This window comes from Hoylesella enoeca JCM 12259 (genome assembly GCF_000613405.1).
GTDB classification, from domain to species: Bacteria; Bacteroidota; Bacteroidia; order Bacteroidales; family Bacteroidaceae; genus Prevotella; species Prevotella enoeca.
In genome coordinates, this window is sequence record NZ_BAIX01000046.1 from 1 (window position 1) to 16,342 (window position 16,342).

The 16,342-nt window shown below is 42.4% G+C and carries 15 protein-coding genes and 6 pseudogenes; 15 read left to right on the forward strand and 6 right to left on the reverse strand.

Features of this window, described 5'->3' with window-relative positions:
- The 3 genes and pseudogenes from JCM12259_RS15130 to JCM12259_RS10685 all read right to left on the reverse strand — a co-directional run.
- A pseudogene (locus JCM12259_RS15130) lies at positions 1-819 on the reverse strand (YWFCY domain-containing protein); the annotation flags it as partial.
- A gap of 69 nt (positions 820-888) precedes the next feature.
- A complete protein-coding gene (mobB, locus tag JCM12259_RS10680) occupies positions 889-2,169 on the reverse strand; it encodes a conjugal transfer protein MobB (protein WP_025066456.1) in 1,281 nt (426 codons plus the stop codon).
- Entirely contained in the window at positions 2,166-2,546 is a 381-nt protein-coding gene (locus tag JCM12259_RS10685) for a plasmid mobilization protein (protein WP_025066457.1), read from the reverse strand. The genes mobB and JCM12259_RS10685 overlap by 4 nt, the downstream gene beginning before the upstream one ends.
- A gap of 588 nt (positions 2,547-3,134) precedes the next feature.
- Here JCM12259_RS10685 and JCM12259_RS10690 point away from each other — a divergent pair.
- The 9 genes and pseudogenes from JCM12259_RS10690 (at position 3,135) to JCM12259_RS17395 (ending at position 9,983) form a co-directional block, all read left to right on the forward strand.
- Positions 3,135-3,938 (forward strand): division plane positioning ATPase MipZ, encoded by an 804-nt coding sequence (locus JCM12259_RS10690; protein WP_025066458.1) that lies wholly within the window; start codon positions 3,135-3,137, stop codon positions 3,936-3,938.
- A pseudogene (locus tag JCM12259_RS15135) lies at positions 3,925-4,442 on the forward strand (DUF3408 domain-containing protein). Before JCM12259_RS10690 ends, JCM12259_RS15135 begins: the two are co-directional and overlap by 14 nt.
- Positions 4,443-4,446: 4 nt before the next feature.
- Positions 4,447-5,217 carry a hypothetical protein gene (locus JCM12259_RS10705; RefSeq protein WP_025066460.1) on the forward strand — a complete coding sequence of 257 codons (771 nt, stop codon included), beginning with the start codon at positions 4,447-4,449 and terminating at the stop codon, positions 5,215-5,217.
- Positions 5,218-5,350: 133 nt separating this feature from the next.
- A complete protein-coding gene (locus tag JCM12259_RS10710; protein ID WP_004342556.1) occupies positions 5,351-5,650 on the forward strand; it encodes a DUF4134 domain-containing protein in 300 nt (99 codons plus the stop codon).
- 4 nt (positions 5,651-5,654) lie between these two features.
- Positions 5,655-5,989: pseudogene (locus tag JCM12259_RS15140) on the forward strand (DUF4133 domain-containing protein).
- Positions 5,986-6,312: pseudogene (locus JCM12259_RS10720) on the forward strand (DUF3875 domain-containing protein); the annotation flags it as partial. The pseudogenes JCM12259_RS15140 and JCM12259_RS10720, both read left to right, overlap by 4 nt.
- An 86-nt stretch (positions 6,313-6,398) precedes the next feature.
- Positions 6,399-7,367 (forward strand): DNA adenine methylase, encoded by a 969-nt coding sequence (locus JCM12259_RS10725; RefSeq protein ID WP_025066462.1) that lies wholly within the window; start codon positions 6,399-6,401, stop codon positions 7,365-7,367.
- A gap of 121 nt (positions 7,368-7,488) precedes the next feature.
- Positions 7,489-9,028, forward strand: a pseudogene (locus tag JCM12259_RS15145) (AlwI family type II restriction endonuclease).
- 25 nt (positions 9,029-9,053) lie between these two features.
- Positions 9,054-9,983 (forward strand): hypothetical protein, encoded by a 930-nt coding sequence (locus JCM12259_RS17395; RefSeq protein ID WP_025066463.1) that lies wholly within the window; start codon positions 9,054-9,056, stop codon positions 9,981-9,983.
- A 275-nt stretch (positions 9,984-10,258) separates the two neighbouring features.
- On the opposite strand, the gene JCM12259_RS10740 is transcribed toward JCM12259_RS17395, so the two are convergent.
- On the reverse strand, positions 10,259-10,732 hold the full coding sequence (locus JCM12259_RS10740; protein WP_009011633.1) for an HU family DNA-binding protein: 474 nt from the start codon (positions 10,730-10,732) through the stop codon (positions 10,259-10,261).
- A 124-nt stretch (positions 10,733-10,856) separates the two neighbouring features.
- Here JCM12259_RS10740 and traM point away from each other — a divergent pair, with 124 nt between their 5' ends.
- From traM to JCM12259_RS10770, 6 genes and pseudogenes are all read left to right on the forward strand, one after another.
- Positions 10,857-11,849 (forward strand): conjugative transposon protein TraM, encoded by a 993-nt coding sequence (gene traM, locus JCM12259_RS10745; protein ID WP_025066464.1) that lies wholly within the window; start codon positions 10,857-10,859, stop codon positions 11,847-11,849.
- A 47-nt stretch (positions 11,850-11,896) separates the two neighbouring features.
- Positions 11,897-12,846: pseudogene (gene traN / locus JCM12259_RS15155) on the forward strand (conjugative transposon protein TraN).
- Complete coding sequence (locus JCM12259_RS10755; protein ID WP_025066465.1) at positions 12,840-13,433, forward strand: conjugal transfer protein TraO; 594 nt, start codon at positions 12,840-12,842, stop codon at positions 13,431-13,433. The pseudogene traN and the gene JCM12259_RS10755 overlap by 7 nt, the downstream one beginning before the upstream one ends.
- Before the next feature lie 12 nt (positions 13,434-13,445).
- Positions 13,446-13,910, forward strand: coding sequence for a DUF3872 domain-containing protein (locus JCM12259_RS10760; protein ID WP_025066466.1), 465 nt, complete (start codon positions 13,446-13,448; stop codon positions 13,908-13,910).
- Between the two features lie 11 nt (positions 13,911-13,921).
- Positions 13,922-14,428: a glycoside hydrolase family protein gene (locus tag JCM12259_RS10765; protein ID WP_025066467.1), complete on the forward strand. Its 507-nt coding sequence runs from the start codon at positions 13,922-13,924 to the stop codon at positions 14,426-14,428.
- Between the two features lie 88 nt (positions 14,429-14,516).
- Complete coding sequence (locus JCM12259_RS10770) at positions 14,517-15,119, forward strand: type 1 glutamine amidotransferase family protein (RefSeq protein ID WP_006045095.1); 603 nt, start codon at positions 14,517-14,519, stop codon at positions 15,117-15,119.
- 88 nt (positions 15,120-15,207) lie between these two features.
- Here JCM12259_RS10770 and JCM12259_RS10775 read toward each other — a convergent pair whose 3' ends face one another.
- Together JCM12259_RS10775 and JCM12259_RS16275 are read right to left on the reverse strand one after the other, a co-directional pair.
- Complete coding sequence (locus JCM12259_RS10775; RefSeq protein ID WP_025066468.1) at positions 15,208-15,669, reverse strand: HU family DNA-binding protein; 462 nt, start codon at positions 15,667-15,669, stop codon at positions 15,208-15,210.
- A 461-nt stretch (positions 15,670-16,130) separates the two neighbouring features.
- Positions 16,131-16,342: PcfJ domain-containing protein (locus JCM12259_RS16275; RefSeq protein WP_199898776.1), on the reverse strand; the 212-nt coding region annotated here is incomplete at its 5' end.

Consider the following 16,342-nt stretch of genomic DNA (forward strand, 5'->3'; position numbering starts at 1 on the left):
TTCTGCGTGGGTCGTCAAAGTTTATCACATAGAACTGTGGTTTTACCTTGTAAGCGTCCAAATGCTGGAGCAGGTGATTATAGGCAATCTCGGAAAGGTCTGGGAACTTGTAGTCGTAGATGTACATGGCAAAGCCTTTCTCTATCTGCTGCTTGATGTAGTTGTTCACGATAGCGTAGGACTTACCAGAACCCGGTGTACCGAGCACCATTGAGGCACGGAACGGATTGACTACGTTAATCCAACCATTGTTCCACTTCTTCTTATAGTAGAAGCGTGTAGGAAGATTGACAGAGTATTCATTCTCCATCAACCGAGTTTCCTGCATAAAACTCTCGTTCTCTGTATTGAAAACATCGTCCATCAGGTTGTTTTTGAGTAGTCGCTCATCCATACGCCACCCATCAGCAGACAGATATAGCCAACGGACAGCGTAAATATATAGAGGGAAGCTACCCCAATCTTGCCGATGGGTAATACCAGTAGCCACCAGTTGAGAAAGAAGAATACAAAGCCAGAGAAAAGCACCGTCCAAATCTTCGGCCACGTAATTTCCTCCTCTTTCACGCCCTTTGTCCCAAGGCAGGACAAAGCAAGGAACACCACACAAAAGAGTTTTGTCCAGAGGATAGACGAGAATAATCCCGTTGTACGCTGGAAGTTCATCAATATCTTGTTGATGATACCGAGCGTAAAGTGCCACTCTTGAAATGCCTCGTAACAGAACCAATAACAGTTAACGAGGAGGAATATCACCGATATGCCCCGCATAAAGTCCATAACTTTACCCAATGCTCTTAAATCATCTTCTTGTGCCATTGCAGTTTTATTTAGAATATCGTTTGAATACTATTTGAAAAGTTTTTGAATATAATTTGAACAGTGTACTTAGCGCTTCCTGCGTTTAAGATTTACCTTATTTTGTCTGCGGAGCTTACGTTGCCAAGTCGCTTCTTTCCAATCATCGTTGCCCGTAGATGTAAAAGAGTCCCCCACCATATCCTCGATAAGTTCATCGATAAGGTTGTCACCTTCCTCAGCATTGGATTGTAAAGGTTGGCCAGTTGCCGATTGTTCCAAACGAGCAAACGGACTGCCATACAGCGTTTCGTCCAAGAATGAGTTATGGGCAGGATTGGAGAAATAACCATTGAATACATTGGCGGCATATCCCTTGCCCAATCTGGAACCATTGAGTGCAACACCCTGCTCGTCATCAATAAAGGTAATACCGTAAATTCTTCCATTATCATTCTTTCGGATTACCACACGCAAGCCTTGTTCCTCCAATCTTTGCCGAAGTTCTTTCTCCGTATTGGGAGAGGTACGCATAGTTTGTAACACTTTGTTCCTGACGGTTGGTATCAGTGGTTTGACGTTTTGTTTCGACTTCTGTATTCTGTTCTGTACGGCAGTATAGCCCACACCACGACCGATGTCCGATGCGTTGATGGGTGTACTTATTTTGCCTCCCTTATCATCAGTCGAAACATAGACCAGTCCATCGTATTTCTTTCCCCGAAACTCCGTCTTTACTTCTTCTACGGCAAGGTTATATTTGCTCAGAATGGCGTTCAGTTCTCCTAATGAACAAAACTTATAATGTTTCAGCACCATGCGGACAACGCTTGCCACCTGCTCCTTGATATTTCCTTGGGTGGTATCAATTTGGGGCGTTTCTTCCACCGCTTTGTCAGCGACCTTTGAACTTGGAATGAGACCAAACCTCTTTTCCAAGGCATCGGTAATCTTCTTGCTCCGCCGTTTCTCAAACTTGTCGTTAATCTTTCGTCCCTCTCCGTCCACTCGAAGCGACACGATGTGTATATGCTCACGGGCGATGTCGTTGTGTTTGAACACAATATAGGGTTGCTTGCCATAGCCAAGTTCTTCCATATACTCCTTGGCAATCTGCATAAGTGTTTCATTGGAGAGTTTCTCGTCCGGGTGAGGATTGAGGGAGCAATGGAACACCGTTTTCTTGGTACGGCATTTCTTGGGTATCAATGCTTCCATATCTGCAAACACCTCCTCCATCGTATAATATCCCTCCTTGTCCTGATACAACTCAGCGGCAAGGAGAATGCTTGCTTCCCCTTTCTCCACCTTTTTGAAGTTATAGCCGAGTGCCCCTCCAAGGTTCTCCGTTGCAGAAATCTTGGCAATCATTTCTTGCGGTAGTCTATGGTCAGACTGACAGCCTGCTCCTGTAAGGTGATAATTTGAGCCGACAAATTTTCTAATTTTTCAAGCATAATCTGTGCGGTTTTTACGCTGTGATAGCTGTTGATGGCACGCACGGTCTGGTTATACAACACACCAATCTTATGAATTTGTGCCGTCAGTTCAGAGAGTTTTCGGTAATATTCCACGGCGGATTTATCCACCGTTATCACCTTGAAACTCTCTCCAAGAATACGACCACGCACGAAATCCGACTTGGTCTGCGCCCCTGAACGCTGAAACAAATCAATCGCTCGCTGCTGGTCTTTGGGATTGGGAAGACGGGTGTCCCATCTGTCCCATCGTTCAATCTTATCATTCATTGTCTTTCCTTTTTGTAATTACGACTTTGGAGTAATTCTCTCCCCCCTCGGGGCAAGGGTCTTTGTCGGCAGAAACGGAGTTTGTCGGACAAAGACACACCTTGCCAATATCAAGAGTTGATACGATTGAAGTATCCACTTTTGGGGTGTCTGCTTCGGGACGTTACCTCCATGTATTATTCTCGCCTGCAAAGTTACGTCAGATTTTCAAATATCTCATTATCAGAGATATTCACTCTTTTTCCTCGTATTTCCCTGCACTTCATCGCTGTAATAAAATCAGCAGAAATATCATTTATTTTGCAATCAGAACGAGCGAACAATGGTATGATAACACAAGCAAAAAATATATCATATTACCGTTGGCTTGCACCAAAGATGACAAGAAGGAACAATACATATTCATAACAATTTATTGTCATGACAAACTATTGTCAATACAACAAATTGTAAGAACTTGAAATCGTCCTTTTGGACTATCGCCCGAACCATACGCAGTCAGAGCAAACTGTCTGCTGATGACTCTTAATAATGAGAGAATATCCAAACATCAAATAGACAAATAATATGAACTAAGAAATTATCATTATGGAGAACAAAGAACAACGCCCCCTTTTTCTGGGCTTCTCTTCCCAAAAGGGAGGAGTGGGAAAAAGTACTCTTGCCGAAATCGTAAGCAGCATATTGTACTACGAACAAGGCATCAACCTCTTCGTGATGGACTGCGACCTGTCGCAAGACTCTTTCTACAAACTGAGGGAACGTGAGAAAAGTATCGTTCAGGAGAGCGAAGAGCTTTCCAAATCCATGCAGGAGTACTTTCATCACCTTGGCAAAAAAGCATACAGAATTTACAAGTCTGCACCCAAGGAAGCCGTCAGGACTGCACGAAGTAAAATCGACGGTATCAGCAACGAGAAGTACCAGTTGGTTATATTTGATTTCCCGGGACATGCCGGAACAACCGAACTGATGGAACTGTCCCTTCAGATGGACTATATCCTTTCTCCGATTGAAGCCGATATTCAGTCGCTGGTTTCATGTCTGGCATACGCCAAGACTATCACGGAGATTGGAGTTTCGATGTCCGACTCCCGGATAAAGGACATTATCCTGTTCTGGAACAAGGTGGACAGAAGAGTAAGGAACATCATCATCGACGAATATACAAAGCTCATCCATGAATACGAACTCACGCTCCTGCCCGGCTATGTATATGCCACGCACCGCTTCTCTCACGAACTTTCCACATACGGACTGCGCGGAGTGTTCCGCTCTACCTATCAGCCTCCTGCAAGGGGATTACGAATGGGTACAGGGCTGAACGAACTCGTCAATGAGATAATTCAACGTCTCAAACTAAAAACGAAAACAGTAAATGGCAACGATTGAGGAAAGAAAGCAACAGCTGGAAAACAAGCTGAAGAAAATGGCAGAGGACAATGTCGTGGTAAAACCTGTCACGATACCAAACTCCTTCGACCTTCCGAGGATACTGAGTCCTCCCCTGCAACATCAGGGGAGGAAGACAATAATTTAGAAGAGACGAAAGAAACGAAAACAGCAAAAGAAAAACCGGTAGATGAAATAGAAAGAGAGGAAACGGGGAACACGGAACAGAAACGGGAAAGGAAACCGAGAATGGAAAAGCCCGGCGTGTCCTCCCTTTCCATAGAGGACTACCGTTCCCTGTACTTTCATCCCGTCCGCTCCCAAATGCGGACAGCCTTCTCCATTAATCTGGAAACGCTGCAGAACCCGCGCAACGTGTTGCAGGACTTGGGGGAGCGTGTTTCCATAGCCGCATATATAGACAACATTCTTAGGGAACACCTGCGTGAACATTTGGAATTGCTCAACAGTGCGGCAGCAAAACAAAGACGCAAGACAACATAACACTATGATGGAAACAATACTTTTCAGTTTTATACTGATACTCATCATCATTTGGATAATGCTGGGTATCCTGTACTTCTATATGCGGCATGTTTCTCCGTATGGCATCCTTATCAAGAAAAATAAAAAGTGCAATGAGCAGACCAAGGAGAATGAAGCGACGAAGGAAAAAGACGGACAAAAAGGAGAAGGAAAAGAAGATCAAACCGAGTTTGTACTGATTGGCAAAAGCCGTTCCATTTCCCCTATTATCCCACAAGTTCCCTCTGCTTCTTCATCTGAAAATTCAGAGCAGAATAGTAATAATTTTGCACCTCAGAACTCCGAAAAGAAAGAGGACATGAAGGAAGAGGACAACGAGATGGACGTTGATTTCGAGATGGAGCGAGTTGATGAGGATGAGGTCGCCCGTGAGGAATTAATTCTGCCCATTGAGCCCACATCGGACGAAACCGAGATGTCAGGGCAGTCCGTCCTCGCACGTGACTTAGTCCGCCTGCAAAAATGGGTAAAGAACTGTGAGGAGGCTGATGAGAAAGAAGTCAAAGAGACCATTCGGCAGCTTCAAGACTCAGATCTATTGGATAAGTACAAGGAGAACATCGCCAAGATGCAGGGTGAGCAAACTTCGCTATTGGAGAAAATCCGTAAAACGGAAGAACAAAGCGAGCAACAAGCAATGTTGTTTTCTCAAAACTCAATACCGGCAGATTCAAGCGCTTCTGACACTTCATCCGATAATGACGACGACAAGCCTCTTTCATATTATCTGTAAACAATCAACGATGGAAGCGGGAAAAGAAAATGGCTCATTAACAGCTACAAGGTTTCCACATGAAAATGTGCCTCTCTTTCCCCTTCCTTTTAAGAACAAGCAATTTTATCACACTTAAAATTATAACATACAAATGAACAAAAAAATTACACTGATGATGCTCCTGCTGATGACTGCCACCATAGGAGCATACGCACAAGGCAATGGTATTGCCGGTATCAATGAAGCTACAAAAATGGTAACCTCCTATTTCGATCCCGGCACGAAACTCATTTATGCCGTAGGGGCGGTAGTGGGGTTGATTGGAGGCATTAAAGTGTACAACAAGTTCTCAAGTGGTGACCCCGATACGAGCAAGACCGCAGCCTCTTGGTTCGGTGCGTGTATCTTCCTCATCGTGGCTGCCACTATCTTGAGAAGTTTCTTCTTGTAAGGCGATGGCTGCATTTGAAATCAACAAGGGTGTAGGTCGGACGGTAGAGTTCAAGGGCTTGAAGGCACAGTACCTCTTCCTCTTTGCAGGAGGGCTGCTTGCCGTCTTCATTCTCGCGGTCATTCTCTATCTCTGCGGAGTCAGCCAAGTAGCCTGTCTTGTCATAGGTGTCGTGGGTGCCAGCCTTGTGGTATGGCAAACGTTCACCATGAACAGAAAGTATGGGCAATATGGGCTGATGAAAAAGGGAGCAGTGCGTATGCACCACGCTACCTTGTGAACCGCCGTACGGTCTGCCACCTTATCCGTAACCTTCAACCAAAGAATGCGAAGAAATGAGAAACAGAAGCAAGATAACAACTTTGGAATCGAAGTTCCCGCTGCTCTCCGTAGAGCAGGGCTGTATGGTGAGCAAGGACGCTGATATCACGGTGGCTTTCCGTGTGGAATTGCCCGAACTCTTCACCGTCACCTCTGCCGAATATGAGGCGATGCACTCGGCTTGGCACAAGGCAATAAAAGTGCTGCCCGATTACAGCATCGTACACAAGCAGGACTGGTTCATTAAGGAGGACTATCAAGGAAAGCTCTCCGATGGTGGATTGAGTTTCCTTGCCCGTTCCTCTGAACGGCACTTCAACGAACGTCCGTATCTCCACCATATTTCATAAGATTAAGCTAAATATCAAGTCATAAAGTTTCAATTCTAATAAAAATAGGTTACCTTTGCATATAAAATCAGCTCCTTATGAAACCAATGATAAAATATAGAGGGGGAAAAACAAAAGAAATCCCTCACATAATGTGGCATGTTCCTAGATTTTCTGGTAGATATGTCGAGCCTTTCTTTGGTGGTGGTGCTCTCTTTTTTTATTTGGAGCCTAGAGACGCTATCATCAATGACATAAACAAGCAACTAATTAATTTTTATAAAGGTGTGAGAAACTATTTCCCAAAACTTCGAAAAGAATTGGATGAAATAGAGGCTTTATATGAAATTAATAGGCGTGATTATGATATATTGAAGGCAAGTACGCCTAACGAAAGAGTGGTAGATAATAATGAAGCTTTATATTATTTACTACGGGATATGTTTAACAACAAGATCCGTAAAGAGTATAGTGATGCATTACTCTATTATTTCATTAACAAAACAGCGTACTCGGGTATGATAAGATACAACTCTGACGGAGAATTTAATGTGCCTTATGGTCGTTATAAGCATTTAAGTACCCAACAAGTATCTTTTTCTCATAGCCAGCTGTTAAAACGAGCTGAGATACACAATGTAGATTATAGCAAAATCTTTGATATGTGTAATGTCGATGATTTTATTTTCTTAGATCCTCCGTATGACTGTGTATTTTCAGATTATGGAAATGTAGAATATAAAGAGGGCTTCAATGAAGACAATCATAGGAAGTTAGCAGAAGATTTTAAAAATCTCTCATGTAAGTCATTAATGGTTATTGGAAAGACTCCCCTAACAGAAGAACTGTATAAAGAGTTTATAATCGATGAGTATAAAAAGACCTATGCAGTAAATATAAGGAATAGATTTAAGTCGGAAGCCAAACATATTGTAGTAGCAAATTATAAAAAAGATTGGGATAATGTACAGATAATTACGGACAACGTAAACAAAGAATACACTGTTCCTGAAACTACGCAAATAATGTTGTTTGAATCTAAAAAGAAATATCATGGCAAGAATTGATAGTAGAACGCTGTTCTTGACAACATCGCCAAGAACACCTAACAAGATGATACCTGAAATCAGCCTTTTGATAGAACACTTTACAGGTGAAAAGTGGAATAAGGAAAGCCAATGTGCTTTTATGGAAGTTTTGAGGGAAGAGAACTTCTTCAATGGCAAAGGTGAGAAAGACCCTTCTTTCAGTGCAAGAGATAGAATAAACCGTGCTCCTAAATCTTTAGGCTTCGTTAGACTTTCCCCAACGATAGAACTGACACCTGCTGGTGAGAAACTCATTACTTCCAAACGAAAGGATGAAGTTTTCTTACGCCAAATGTTAAAGTTTCAAGTACCTTCTCCTTATCACAAACCTTCAAATAAAGCAGCGAAGTTCTGTATAAAGCCATACTTGGAAATGCTACGTTTAGTAAGAACAATGGGAACTTTAAAATTCGATGAGCTACAAATTTTTGGAATGCAGCTTACTGACTGGCATGACTTTGAGAATATCGTACATAAGATTGAGACCTTTCGCATCAAAAAAACAAAGCATAAAGGCAGCTACAGAGTGTTTAAGGCAGAATACCTGAACACTGAACTAAAACAAATCTATAAAGACCGTATCAAGCAAGGAATGATAAAGACACGAGAAAGTGCAGATACTTCGCTTGAGAAATTCCTATGTACACAGTCAAGCAATATGAGAGATTATGCCGACTCATGTTTTAGATATTTAAGGGCAACAGGTCTTGTCAATGTGTCACAAGTAAGTAAGTCTCTTTCTATAATACCTGAACGCATAAATGATGTTGATTACCTTTTGGAAAGTATAGAACGTAATCCACTATCATTTGAAAATGAAGCAGAGTATTGCACCTATCTTGGTAATGCAAGTACTCCCGTTTTACTTACTGACAACAGAGATAATCTGATAGAAAAACTGAAGACAGAGTTTGCAAAACATACTATCCCTACGGCTGCTTCTACGGAGGAACTTAAAGACTTGTTAGGTGAGTTGAGAGACAAACAGCGGGAAGAAAATATCAAAGACGAAGTCAAGTGCATAAAAGAATATAAACTTTACGATGATATTCAATCTGTGTTCGGCAACATTACAGCCAAAAAGTATTACGATAACCCTATTATGCTAGAATGGAACACATGGCGGGCTATGACTATGCTTGACGGAGGTAACATTAAGGCTAATCTAAATTTTGACGATTTTGGAAAACCTCTTTCAACGGCAGCAGGAATATGCTGATATTGTCTGCGATTATGGAGACTTCCTTGTTACTGTAGAAGTAACAATGGCTTCAGGACAGAAACAATTTGAAATGGAAGGAGAACCCGTTAGCAGACATCTTGGTAAATTAAAGAAGTTATCGGGTAAACCATGTTATTGCTTATTCATTGCACCGACAATCAATGATGCTACTATTTCGTTTTTTTATATGCTACACAAAACAAATTTAGCAGTGTATGGAGGGAAATCTACGGTAGTACCAGTTCCGCTATCACTCTTTCAGAAGATGGTAGAAGATTCCTACAAGGCGAGTTATTTTCCTAAACCAAGCAACATTAAAGCCTTTTTTGAAACTTCTGAAACTCTTGCAGAGAAAACTAATAATGAAGTATTGTGGTATAGAAGCATGCAAGAAAAGGCGATGGATTGGCTAGGGTAAGAATCTATAATTTCATATAAATAATATGGCAGAAGAGAATATATTTGATTTTCAGATACACTACTATCTAAACCAAGAAGGCCTCCATCAAATGGATGCCAAAATCTTGAATGAGTGTGAGCGTCAATTGCTTGATGCTTTTGATTTCATTAAGGCTTGTACAGGAGATTTTAAAATTGAAGTAACACCGAAGAAGGAAGGTGGACTAATAGAATCTTTTGTTATAGTTGCTATCATAATTGGTAAATCTGATACATTTAAGAATCTTATCAATGCTCTTATCCAAAAATTCTTTTCTTCTACACAGACTAAGCTTGCTAATAGTAATGCTAGAATAGAGTTGTATGAGAAAGTTAAGAACGGGACTTTAACAAAAGAAGAAGCAGAAGAACTTATAGATGAAAAGAAGGTTAGGAAGTGCGTTAGTAATTACTTTAAATCGCTCGAAAAAGCAGATACAGTAACTTCTGTAGAAGCGTCTGTTAAAAAAGATGGAGAACAAAAGCCTTTTAGTTCATCTAAAATCATAAAAGCTGATTTTACAAAAAAAATACTTTCAGATACTACCACCGAAGATAAAACAGAGACAGCAGGAACGACTATTCGAATTCTTTCACCTGTTTTGCGGCAAGGACATGGGAAAGTTTGGAAAGGCTACTATTCAGGAAAGACAATTGAATTCAAAGTTTTAGATAAGGAGTTCTTGGAACAGGTTTACAATAATGAAATTAAATTTGGGGCAAATACTGTGATAACTTGTACTCTTATTACTATTACAAAGAAGAAGGTAGAGAATGGAGAATACACAAACTTAAAACCTGAATATGCAGTGAAAGATGTCCTCCAGTGGGAAGATGACTATACCTTTAAGAATAGTACCAAACGATATAAGAAAATTAAGGCAAACGAGCAACAGTTAGATTTATTTAATCAAGATCAAATCCAAAATAAATAGGAGTTTTACTAAAAACGTGCAAAAAAGATTATAAACTGAGCTGACTGAAATTTAATTCCGTGCTAAGACTCTTAAAATTGTCTTATAGGACAATTCAAATTCTCTTATAAGACAATTTTAATTCTCTTATAGGACAATTTTTGTTATCTAATAACTATTGATAATCAGGTAGTTACAGAGGCGAATTTTTGACTATGAAATGCCATAAAAAAGATGTGCAGAAGTAAAATATTCTGCACATCTAAATGGGTTACTAATCCGACGATTTTAGCTACTTAAGGATGAAAATTTTCGTCTATATCTGGACCAGAATGTTCTTCAGGTTTAGGCTTCTTTCCATCTGTAGCATTCACGATATCCTCCTGTGGCGTAAAATCAAGAAGACGGGCATCAAGGGTATCGCGCATGGTTGTACTCTTCGTAAATTGCACATTAACCTGCTTGATAAGTTGTGCGCCTTTCTTCTTTGCTTCGGCTGCAGTCGGAGCACCTTGCGATTTCATTGTGAGGCGGAACGAACCTAAATCACCAAGGCGGACTGTATTACCATTTTCTAATGCCTCCATAACCTCGTATTGCAAAGCATCTAAAACGGCTTTAACGTCAGCACTTGAAACAGTTGAACGTTTTTCCACACGCTTTACTATCTGCGCAAGCGACATCGGTGTGGTTGGTGCCATTTGCGGATAATACTTAATCTCGTTTTTCTTCAGCGGATTTTTCTTCGCTTGAATTACATATTTTATCATATCCTATAAATTTAAGGAGGTTAGTAATGAGCACAAAGGTAATGATTTTTCTTTATAATCTACAAAAGACAAAATAATATTTTCTAACATTTCTTGAAAAATATTTTCTGAAAACATTGCTTCTATGGAGGAGCAGCGTGCAGAAACGGCTGCTTCTACGGCAAAGATAGAAAGCTCCATGCATCGCTATGAGGAGAATAATCGCCTCTTGAACTCCTTTTACGCTCCCGATCCAAACGAGCAGGAGCGTGAAGCCTTGCGCTCGGAAATAGATAACCTTAAAAAGGAACTCTCTGCCAAAGACAGCAGGGAGGACAATGAAGAGAAACGACAGCTTGCCTTGATGGAAAAGAGCTATCAGATGGCAGCGAAGTATCTCCCCAAGGCTTCTGCCGCTGCACCATCTTTGGGTAATGACTTTACCGAGAGTAAGGGACAAACGGCTACGGACAAAGGGCTGCGCATGAGCAATAATACAAGCGGAGGTTCGGCCGACTTGCCTGCAATGGAAATCTTGGCGGAACGCAAACAGGTAGTGTCCTCACTGGGGCAACCGATGAGCGATGCGGATTTCATCAAGGAGTATGGCACGAAAGCACGCAACTTGGGCTTCCATTCGCTCGCAAGCGCGGCTGCACCCACGATGCGCAACACACTGAAAGTAGTTGTGGACAGGACTACTGTTCTTAAGGAGGGTGACAATGTCGTACTCCGTCTGCTTGAAAGTGCCAAAGTGCAGGGCTTGCGTATTCCACGACAGAGCCGACTGATAGCCGCTGCCAAGATTGAGGGCAACCGTATGCACCTGCTCATCAAGAGCATTGAGGTGGACGGACATATCATAGCCGTCAAGCTCTCGGCATACGACACAGACGGACAGGAGGGTGTGTATATACCAGGTTCGGAGGACATCAATGCGCTTAAGGAAGTCGGGGCGAACATCGGCGGTTCAATGGGAACCTCCTTTACCTTCGCTTCCTCTGCCAAAGACCAGATTATCTCCGAGGCTGCCCGTGGGGTGATGCAGGGTGCAAGTCAGCTGCTTCAGAAGAAACTGCGCACCGTCAAAGTAACGCTCAAGGGTGGTTACCGCCTTTTCTTGGTTCAGTCTAAATAAAACAATCGAAAATGATAAGTAAAAATAACATCAAATCAATAGTAACAATGAAGAAAATTATTTTATCAATGGCTATGCTTGCATGGTGGGAGCCACAGCCACAGCACAGGAAAACAATGATGGTCTGACACCAAGCCGTCCGCTTACTTCGGGAGAGCTCTTTCAAGGTATGAGCCGTGCCATACCAACAGGGCGTGTCGTACTGCCATACGGCTTGGACGTAACCTTTGACAAGACCGTGCATCTTATCTTCCCTTCTGCCATTCGTTATGTAGACTTAGGTTCGCAGAACATCATCGCAGGAAAAGTGGAGGATGCAGAGAACGTACTACGTGTAAAGGCTTCGGTGAAGGACTTTGAAACGGAAACCAATATGAGTGTCATCTGTGAGGACGGCTCTTTCTATGCTTTCAACGTGAAGTATGCCGATGAGCCGGAGAAGCTCAGCATAGAGATGAAGGACTTTCTTTCCACGACGGAAGGCAGGCTGCCAAGCAACCGCTCTGATATTTACTTCAAGGAACTTGGTAACGAGTCGCCCGTATTAGTAAAACTGATGATGCAGACTATCTATCAGAATGACAGACGCAGCATTAAGCACATCGGTGCACAGCAGTTCGGCATGAAGTTCCTGCTTCGTGGCTTGTATGCCCATAATGGCTTGCTGTATTTCCACACTCGTATGGAAAACGGTACGAATATGCCGTACTCGGTAGATTTCATCACCTTTAAGGTTGTAGATAAGAAGATGGCAAAGCGCACCGCCATACAAGAACAGGTATTGCAGCCACTTCGCGCCTATCATCAGGTGATGCAGGTGCGGGGTATGGGCAGTGAACACGCTGTGTTTGCGCTCGAGCAGTTCTCTCTTGCAGAAGACAAGCAGCTTGAGGTGACACTCTATGAGAGAAATGGCGGTCGTATGCTGACTTTTTATGTAACGGCAGAAGACCTGCAGCTGGCAAAGAAGATTGATAACCTCAAACTGAAATGGTAGACATTATGAAGAAGAAAATCATTTTATCGGTTTGTGCAGCGGTGGCAATGGCTTTTAGCTTGCCATCGCAGGCACAGCGACTGATATCCAAGCAAAGGGGAATAGAGGTCGTGGGGAGTGTTCCGCTTATCAAGGGTGAAAAATTCCTTGCAGCTGACAATTTCGGCATGGGAGCATCACTCACCCGCTATCTGGGGCATGAGAACTATACCTTTGTTATGGCAGAGTATGAACAGCAGAATATGCCGTACAGAAGTTATAACGTAAAACTTAAGGATGCACTCTTGCAGGTGGGCTATATGCACCCTGTTTTCTCCGACAGAGGTAAGAACGTGTTTCTTTATGGCGGCATATCCGCTTTGGGTGGCTATGAGCAACTGAACGAGGATAAAAGGCTGCTACCCGATGGGGCGACACTGCTCGACCGCTCCCGCTTTGTCTATGGCGGTGCTGTGCATAGCTCGGTGGAAGTGTTCCTCACGGACAGAGTTCTCTTTCTTGTAAAGATGCAGGGACGTTTACTCTTTGGAACAGACGTGCATAGTTTTCGTCCAGCTGTTTCTGCAGGACTAAGGTTTAACTTTTAAGTAGAAGAAAAGATGAAGAAGATATTGAATACGATTTGGGTAATGGGTGTGCTGACCCTTGCCGTGTTTTGCCTATCTGCTTGTGATAGGGATTTGGATGTTCAGCAGTCTTATCCGTTTACGGTGGAAACAATGCCGGTTCAAAAGGACATTATAAGAGGACAGACAGCTGAGATACGCTGCACGCTAAAGCGAGGCGGTGAGTTTGCTGACACTCGCTATACGATACGTTATTTCCAGTCTGATGGCAAGGGCTTGCTAAGAAATGATAACGGCACGGTCTTTAAGCCGAATGACCGCTATCCGCTTACGAAGGATGTGTTCCGCTTATACTACACTTCGCTCTCAGCCGACCGCCAGACGATTGATGTATATGTGGAGGATAGTTTTGGTAAGGTTCAGCAGCTGACCTTTAGTTTCAACAACGAGCGGGAAGAGGGCAAGGATAAGGATAAGCCTGCATCTTCTCGCCACTAAGAACGTAATTGATGCGAACGATAAATGCTTTCATTTTACTTTGTGTATTCTGCCTGTTCTGTCAGCCGACCCTTGCTCAGCGCAGGGTGCGGCTGGCAGACTTGCCACCTTTTGAGCGTGCGGTAGTCGTAGTAAAATACTTTGAGGGTATGCACGGCTGGAAGAATTATCCGTATGTTGGATATGGGCATCAGCTGCAACCAGGAGAGCATTTTACGGCAGATATGACGGAACGGCAGGCAGACTCCCTGCTCCGTGCCGACCTTTGGAAATGCTTTGAACACTTCAAGGGATATGGCAAGGATGCCCTGCTGCTGACCATGCTTGCCTATAATGTGGGTGTAGGGCGATTGCTTGGTTATGGCAAGCACCCCAAGAGTAGGCTGCTACGAAAGATAGAGTCGGGAGATAGGAACTTTTATAGGGAGTATGTTTCGTTCTGTCGCTACAAGGGAAAGGTTTTGAATGGGTTAGTCAAACGCCGAAAGGTTGAGTTTGCGTTGTTCTTTATCATCTGACTATATTAAACCAAGAATTATTCCTATGATGTTGTTTCTATTTTGCTGAAAAATTGTAACTTTGTATTACTATTAAATAGGATAAGCAATGAATAAAGAAACAAAAAAGGTACTCTTCGTCTTATTGAATGAGTACACAGATTGGGAAGGTGCTTTTCTCTCTACAGCCCTTCATGTTGGCGTAATACCAGGTAGTGAAATCAAGTACAGAGTGCATACAGTTGCTCCGACATTAGATGCAGTCTGTTCCATTGGTGGATTCAAAACGTTACCTGATTATTCTTTTGAGAATATGCCCAAAGACTATGCAGCCTTAGTCCTTATCGGTGGCAATCGATGGGATTCACCTGAAGCAGAACTTGTTGCGCCATTGGTACAAGAAGCATTGGATAAGGGTAAAATAGTAGGAGCGATATGCAACGGAGCATCGTTTCTGTGTGCTCATGGCTTCTTGAACAACGTAAAACATACGGGTAATGGTCTCGACCAACTTAAACAATGGGGTGGTGAAAGATACACGAACGAAACAGGATATGTGAACGCACAGGCTGTAAGTGATAAAAACATCGTTACAGCAAATATTACTGGTCACTTGGAGTTCACTCGTGAAATGCTCTTACTTCTGAAAGCCAATACCTCGGAAAAGATTGCAGCTTGGTATGACTTTTATAAGAATGGATTTGTAAAATAGTAGTCATACTACTAAATAAAATTGATGCGTGGAGTACATCGTCTCCACGCATCAATTTTATAGTTAGCAATCACACATACATCTTATTTTATGGATGCGGTTCTGGCTGAGGTCCTGGATTGGGATGTTCCTCACCAGACTTCTTGTCAGGTGCTGAAACACGTTCGTAGCTCACGCCAGTAAGTGTAAAATACTTCTTTGAAGGGGTGAGATGTACCACAGGTTTCGTAATATGAACCTTTGGGTTGAACTCCGTTTTTCCCTTCTCAACCAATTTACTCTGGAAAGAAGGTGTAAGTGTCCCGATGTCTCCGAAGTCTACAATGTCTCCGTTCTCAACGTGCTTCTTTGCTATCTCAGCTGCAAGTCTGAGAACAGCCTCGACTTCTGCACCTGTGAACGTTGTAGCGTGTGCCACTTCATCACAGAAACTACGATGATCAACTCTCTTTCGTCCTGTAGGATGAGCCTGCACAACGATTTTCCCTTTCAAAGTTCCAACTGTTCCTTTACGCTCCTTTAGCGTATAAGCAATGGGTCTGTTCGCCATAGTCATTAGTATTGCCCCCGATTGTTAAGCCTTTGGAGGCTGGGGCTTTATCCTCCTCTGGCTTGTTCGTAGATTTATATCACAAAGGTAAGAAATTTCTTGACTATCTCCAAGAAAAGCACATACTTTTTTTTTGACACTTATCAACCCTTTTTCGCAAAAGGGTTCACCTGAATGAGTAAAACCATCTACCTATTATCAGAAAAGGGTCTACCTTTTCCGTCAAAAGGGTCTACCTTTTCTATTAAAAAGGTCTACCTTTTTTGCCGAAAAGGTAGACCCTTTTTGAAGAAACTGACAAACCTCTTCTGTAGATTTGGATATGGTTAATTAATAACCCTAATGAGAATATGCAGTATTTGGCTTTCACCTTGTCCGCCAATTTTCAATTCATCCGCATAGTTGTAGATGATGTCCTCAATCTCTGTCTTCATATCTCTGATAATTTAATGGTTCATACTTTATGCTGTTGCTTTCATTCTTCGGCTTATAAGACCTCGATTGGCATTGACAAGGTTTACAATTTGCTCGTGATATTCCGTATTCTTGTTGCATACCCCACGACTTTGCACCACTTCCAAAGTTCGTAATGATACTTCAATGGTTTCTATTCGCTTGCCTTCAATGGTAGCCGAAAGGATAAGGGAGTCTTCCTTAAGGTAGTATGCATTAG

Excerpts from the sequence above, each read along its gene's own strand:
- mobB (WP_025066456.1), bottom strand. The coding sequence starts at position 2,169 with ATGATTGCCAAGATTTCTGCAACGGAGAACCTTGGAGGGGCACTCGGC.
- JCM12259_RS10685 (WP_025066457.1), bottom strand. The coding sequence starts at position 2,546 with ATGAATGATAAGATTGAACGATGGGACAGATGGGACACCCGTCTTCCC.
- JCM12259_RS10690 (WP_025066458.1), top strand. The coding sequence starts at position 3,135 with ATGGAGAACAAAGAACAACGCCCCCTTTTTCTGGGCTTCTCTTCCCAA.
- JCM12259_RS10705 (WP_025066460.1), top strand. The coding sequence starts at position 4,447 with ATGATGGAAACAATACTTTTCAGTTTTATACTGATACTCATCATCATT.
- JCM12259_RS10710 (WP_004342556.1), top strand. The coding sequence starts at position 5,351 with ATGAACAAAAAAATTACACTGATGATGCTCCTGCTGATGACTGCCACC.
- JCM12259_RS10725 (WP_025066462.1), top strand. The coding sequence starts at position 6,399 with ATGAAACCAATGATAAAATATAGAGGGGGAAAAACAAAAGAAATCCCT.
- JCM12259_RS17395 (WP_025066463.1), top strand. The coding sequence starts at position 9,054 with ATGGCAGAAGAGAATATATTTGATTTTCAGATACACTACTATCTAAAC.
- JCM12259_RS10740 (WP_009011633.1), bottom strand. The coding sequence starts at position 10,732 with ATGATAAAATATGTAATTCAAGCGAAGAAAAATCCGCTGAAGAAAAAC.
- traM (WP_025066464.1), top strand. The coding sequence starts at position 10,857 with ATGGAGGAGCAGCGTGCAGAAACGGCTGCTTCTACGGCAAAGATAGAA.
- JCM12259_RS10755 (WP_025066465.1), top strand. The coding sequence starts at position 12,840 with ATGGTAGACATTATGAAGAAGAAAATCATTTTATCGGTTTGTGCAGCG.
- JCM12259_RS10760 (WP_025066466.1), top strand. The coding sequence starts at position 13,446 with ATGAAGAAGATATTGAATACGATTTGGGTAATGGGTGTGCTGACCCTT.
- JCM12259_RS10765 (WP_025066467.1), top strand. The coding sequence starts at position 13,922 with ATGCGAACGATAAATGCTTTCATTTTACTTTGTGTATTCTGCCTGTTC.
- JCM12259_RS10770 (WP_006045095.1), top strand. The coding sequence starts at position 14,517 with ATGAATAAAGAAACAAAAAAGGTACTCTTCGTCTTATTGAATGAGTAC.
- JCM12259_RS10775 (WP_025066468.1), bottom strand. The coding sequence starts at position 15,669 with ATGGCGAACAGACCCATTGCTTATACGCTAAAGGAGCGTAAAGGAACA.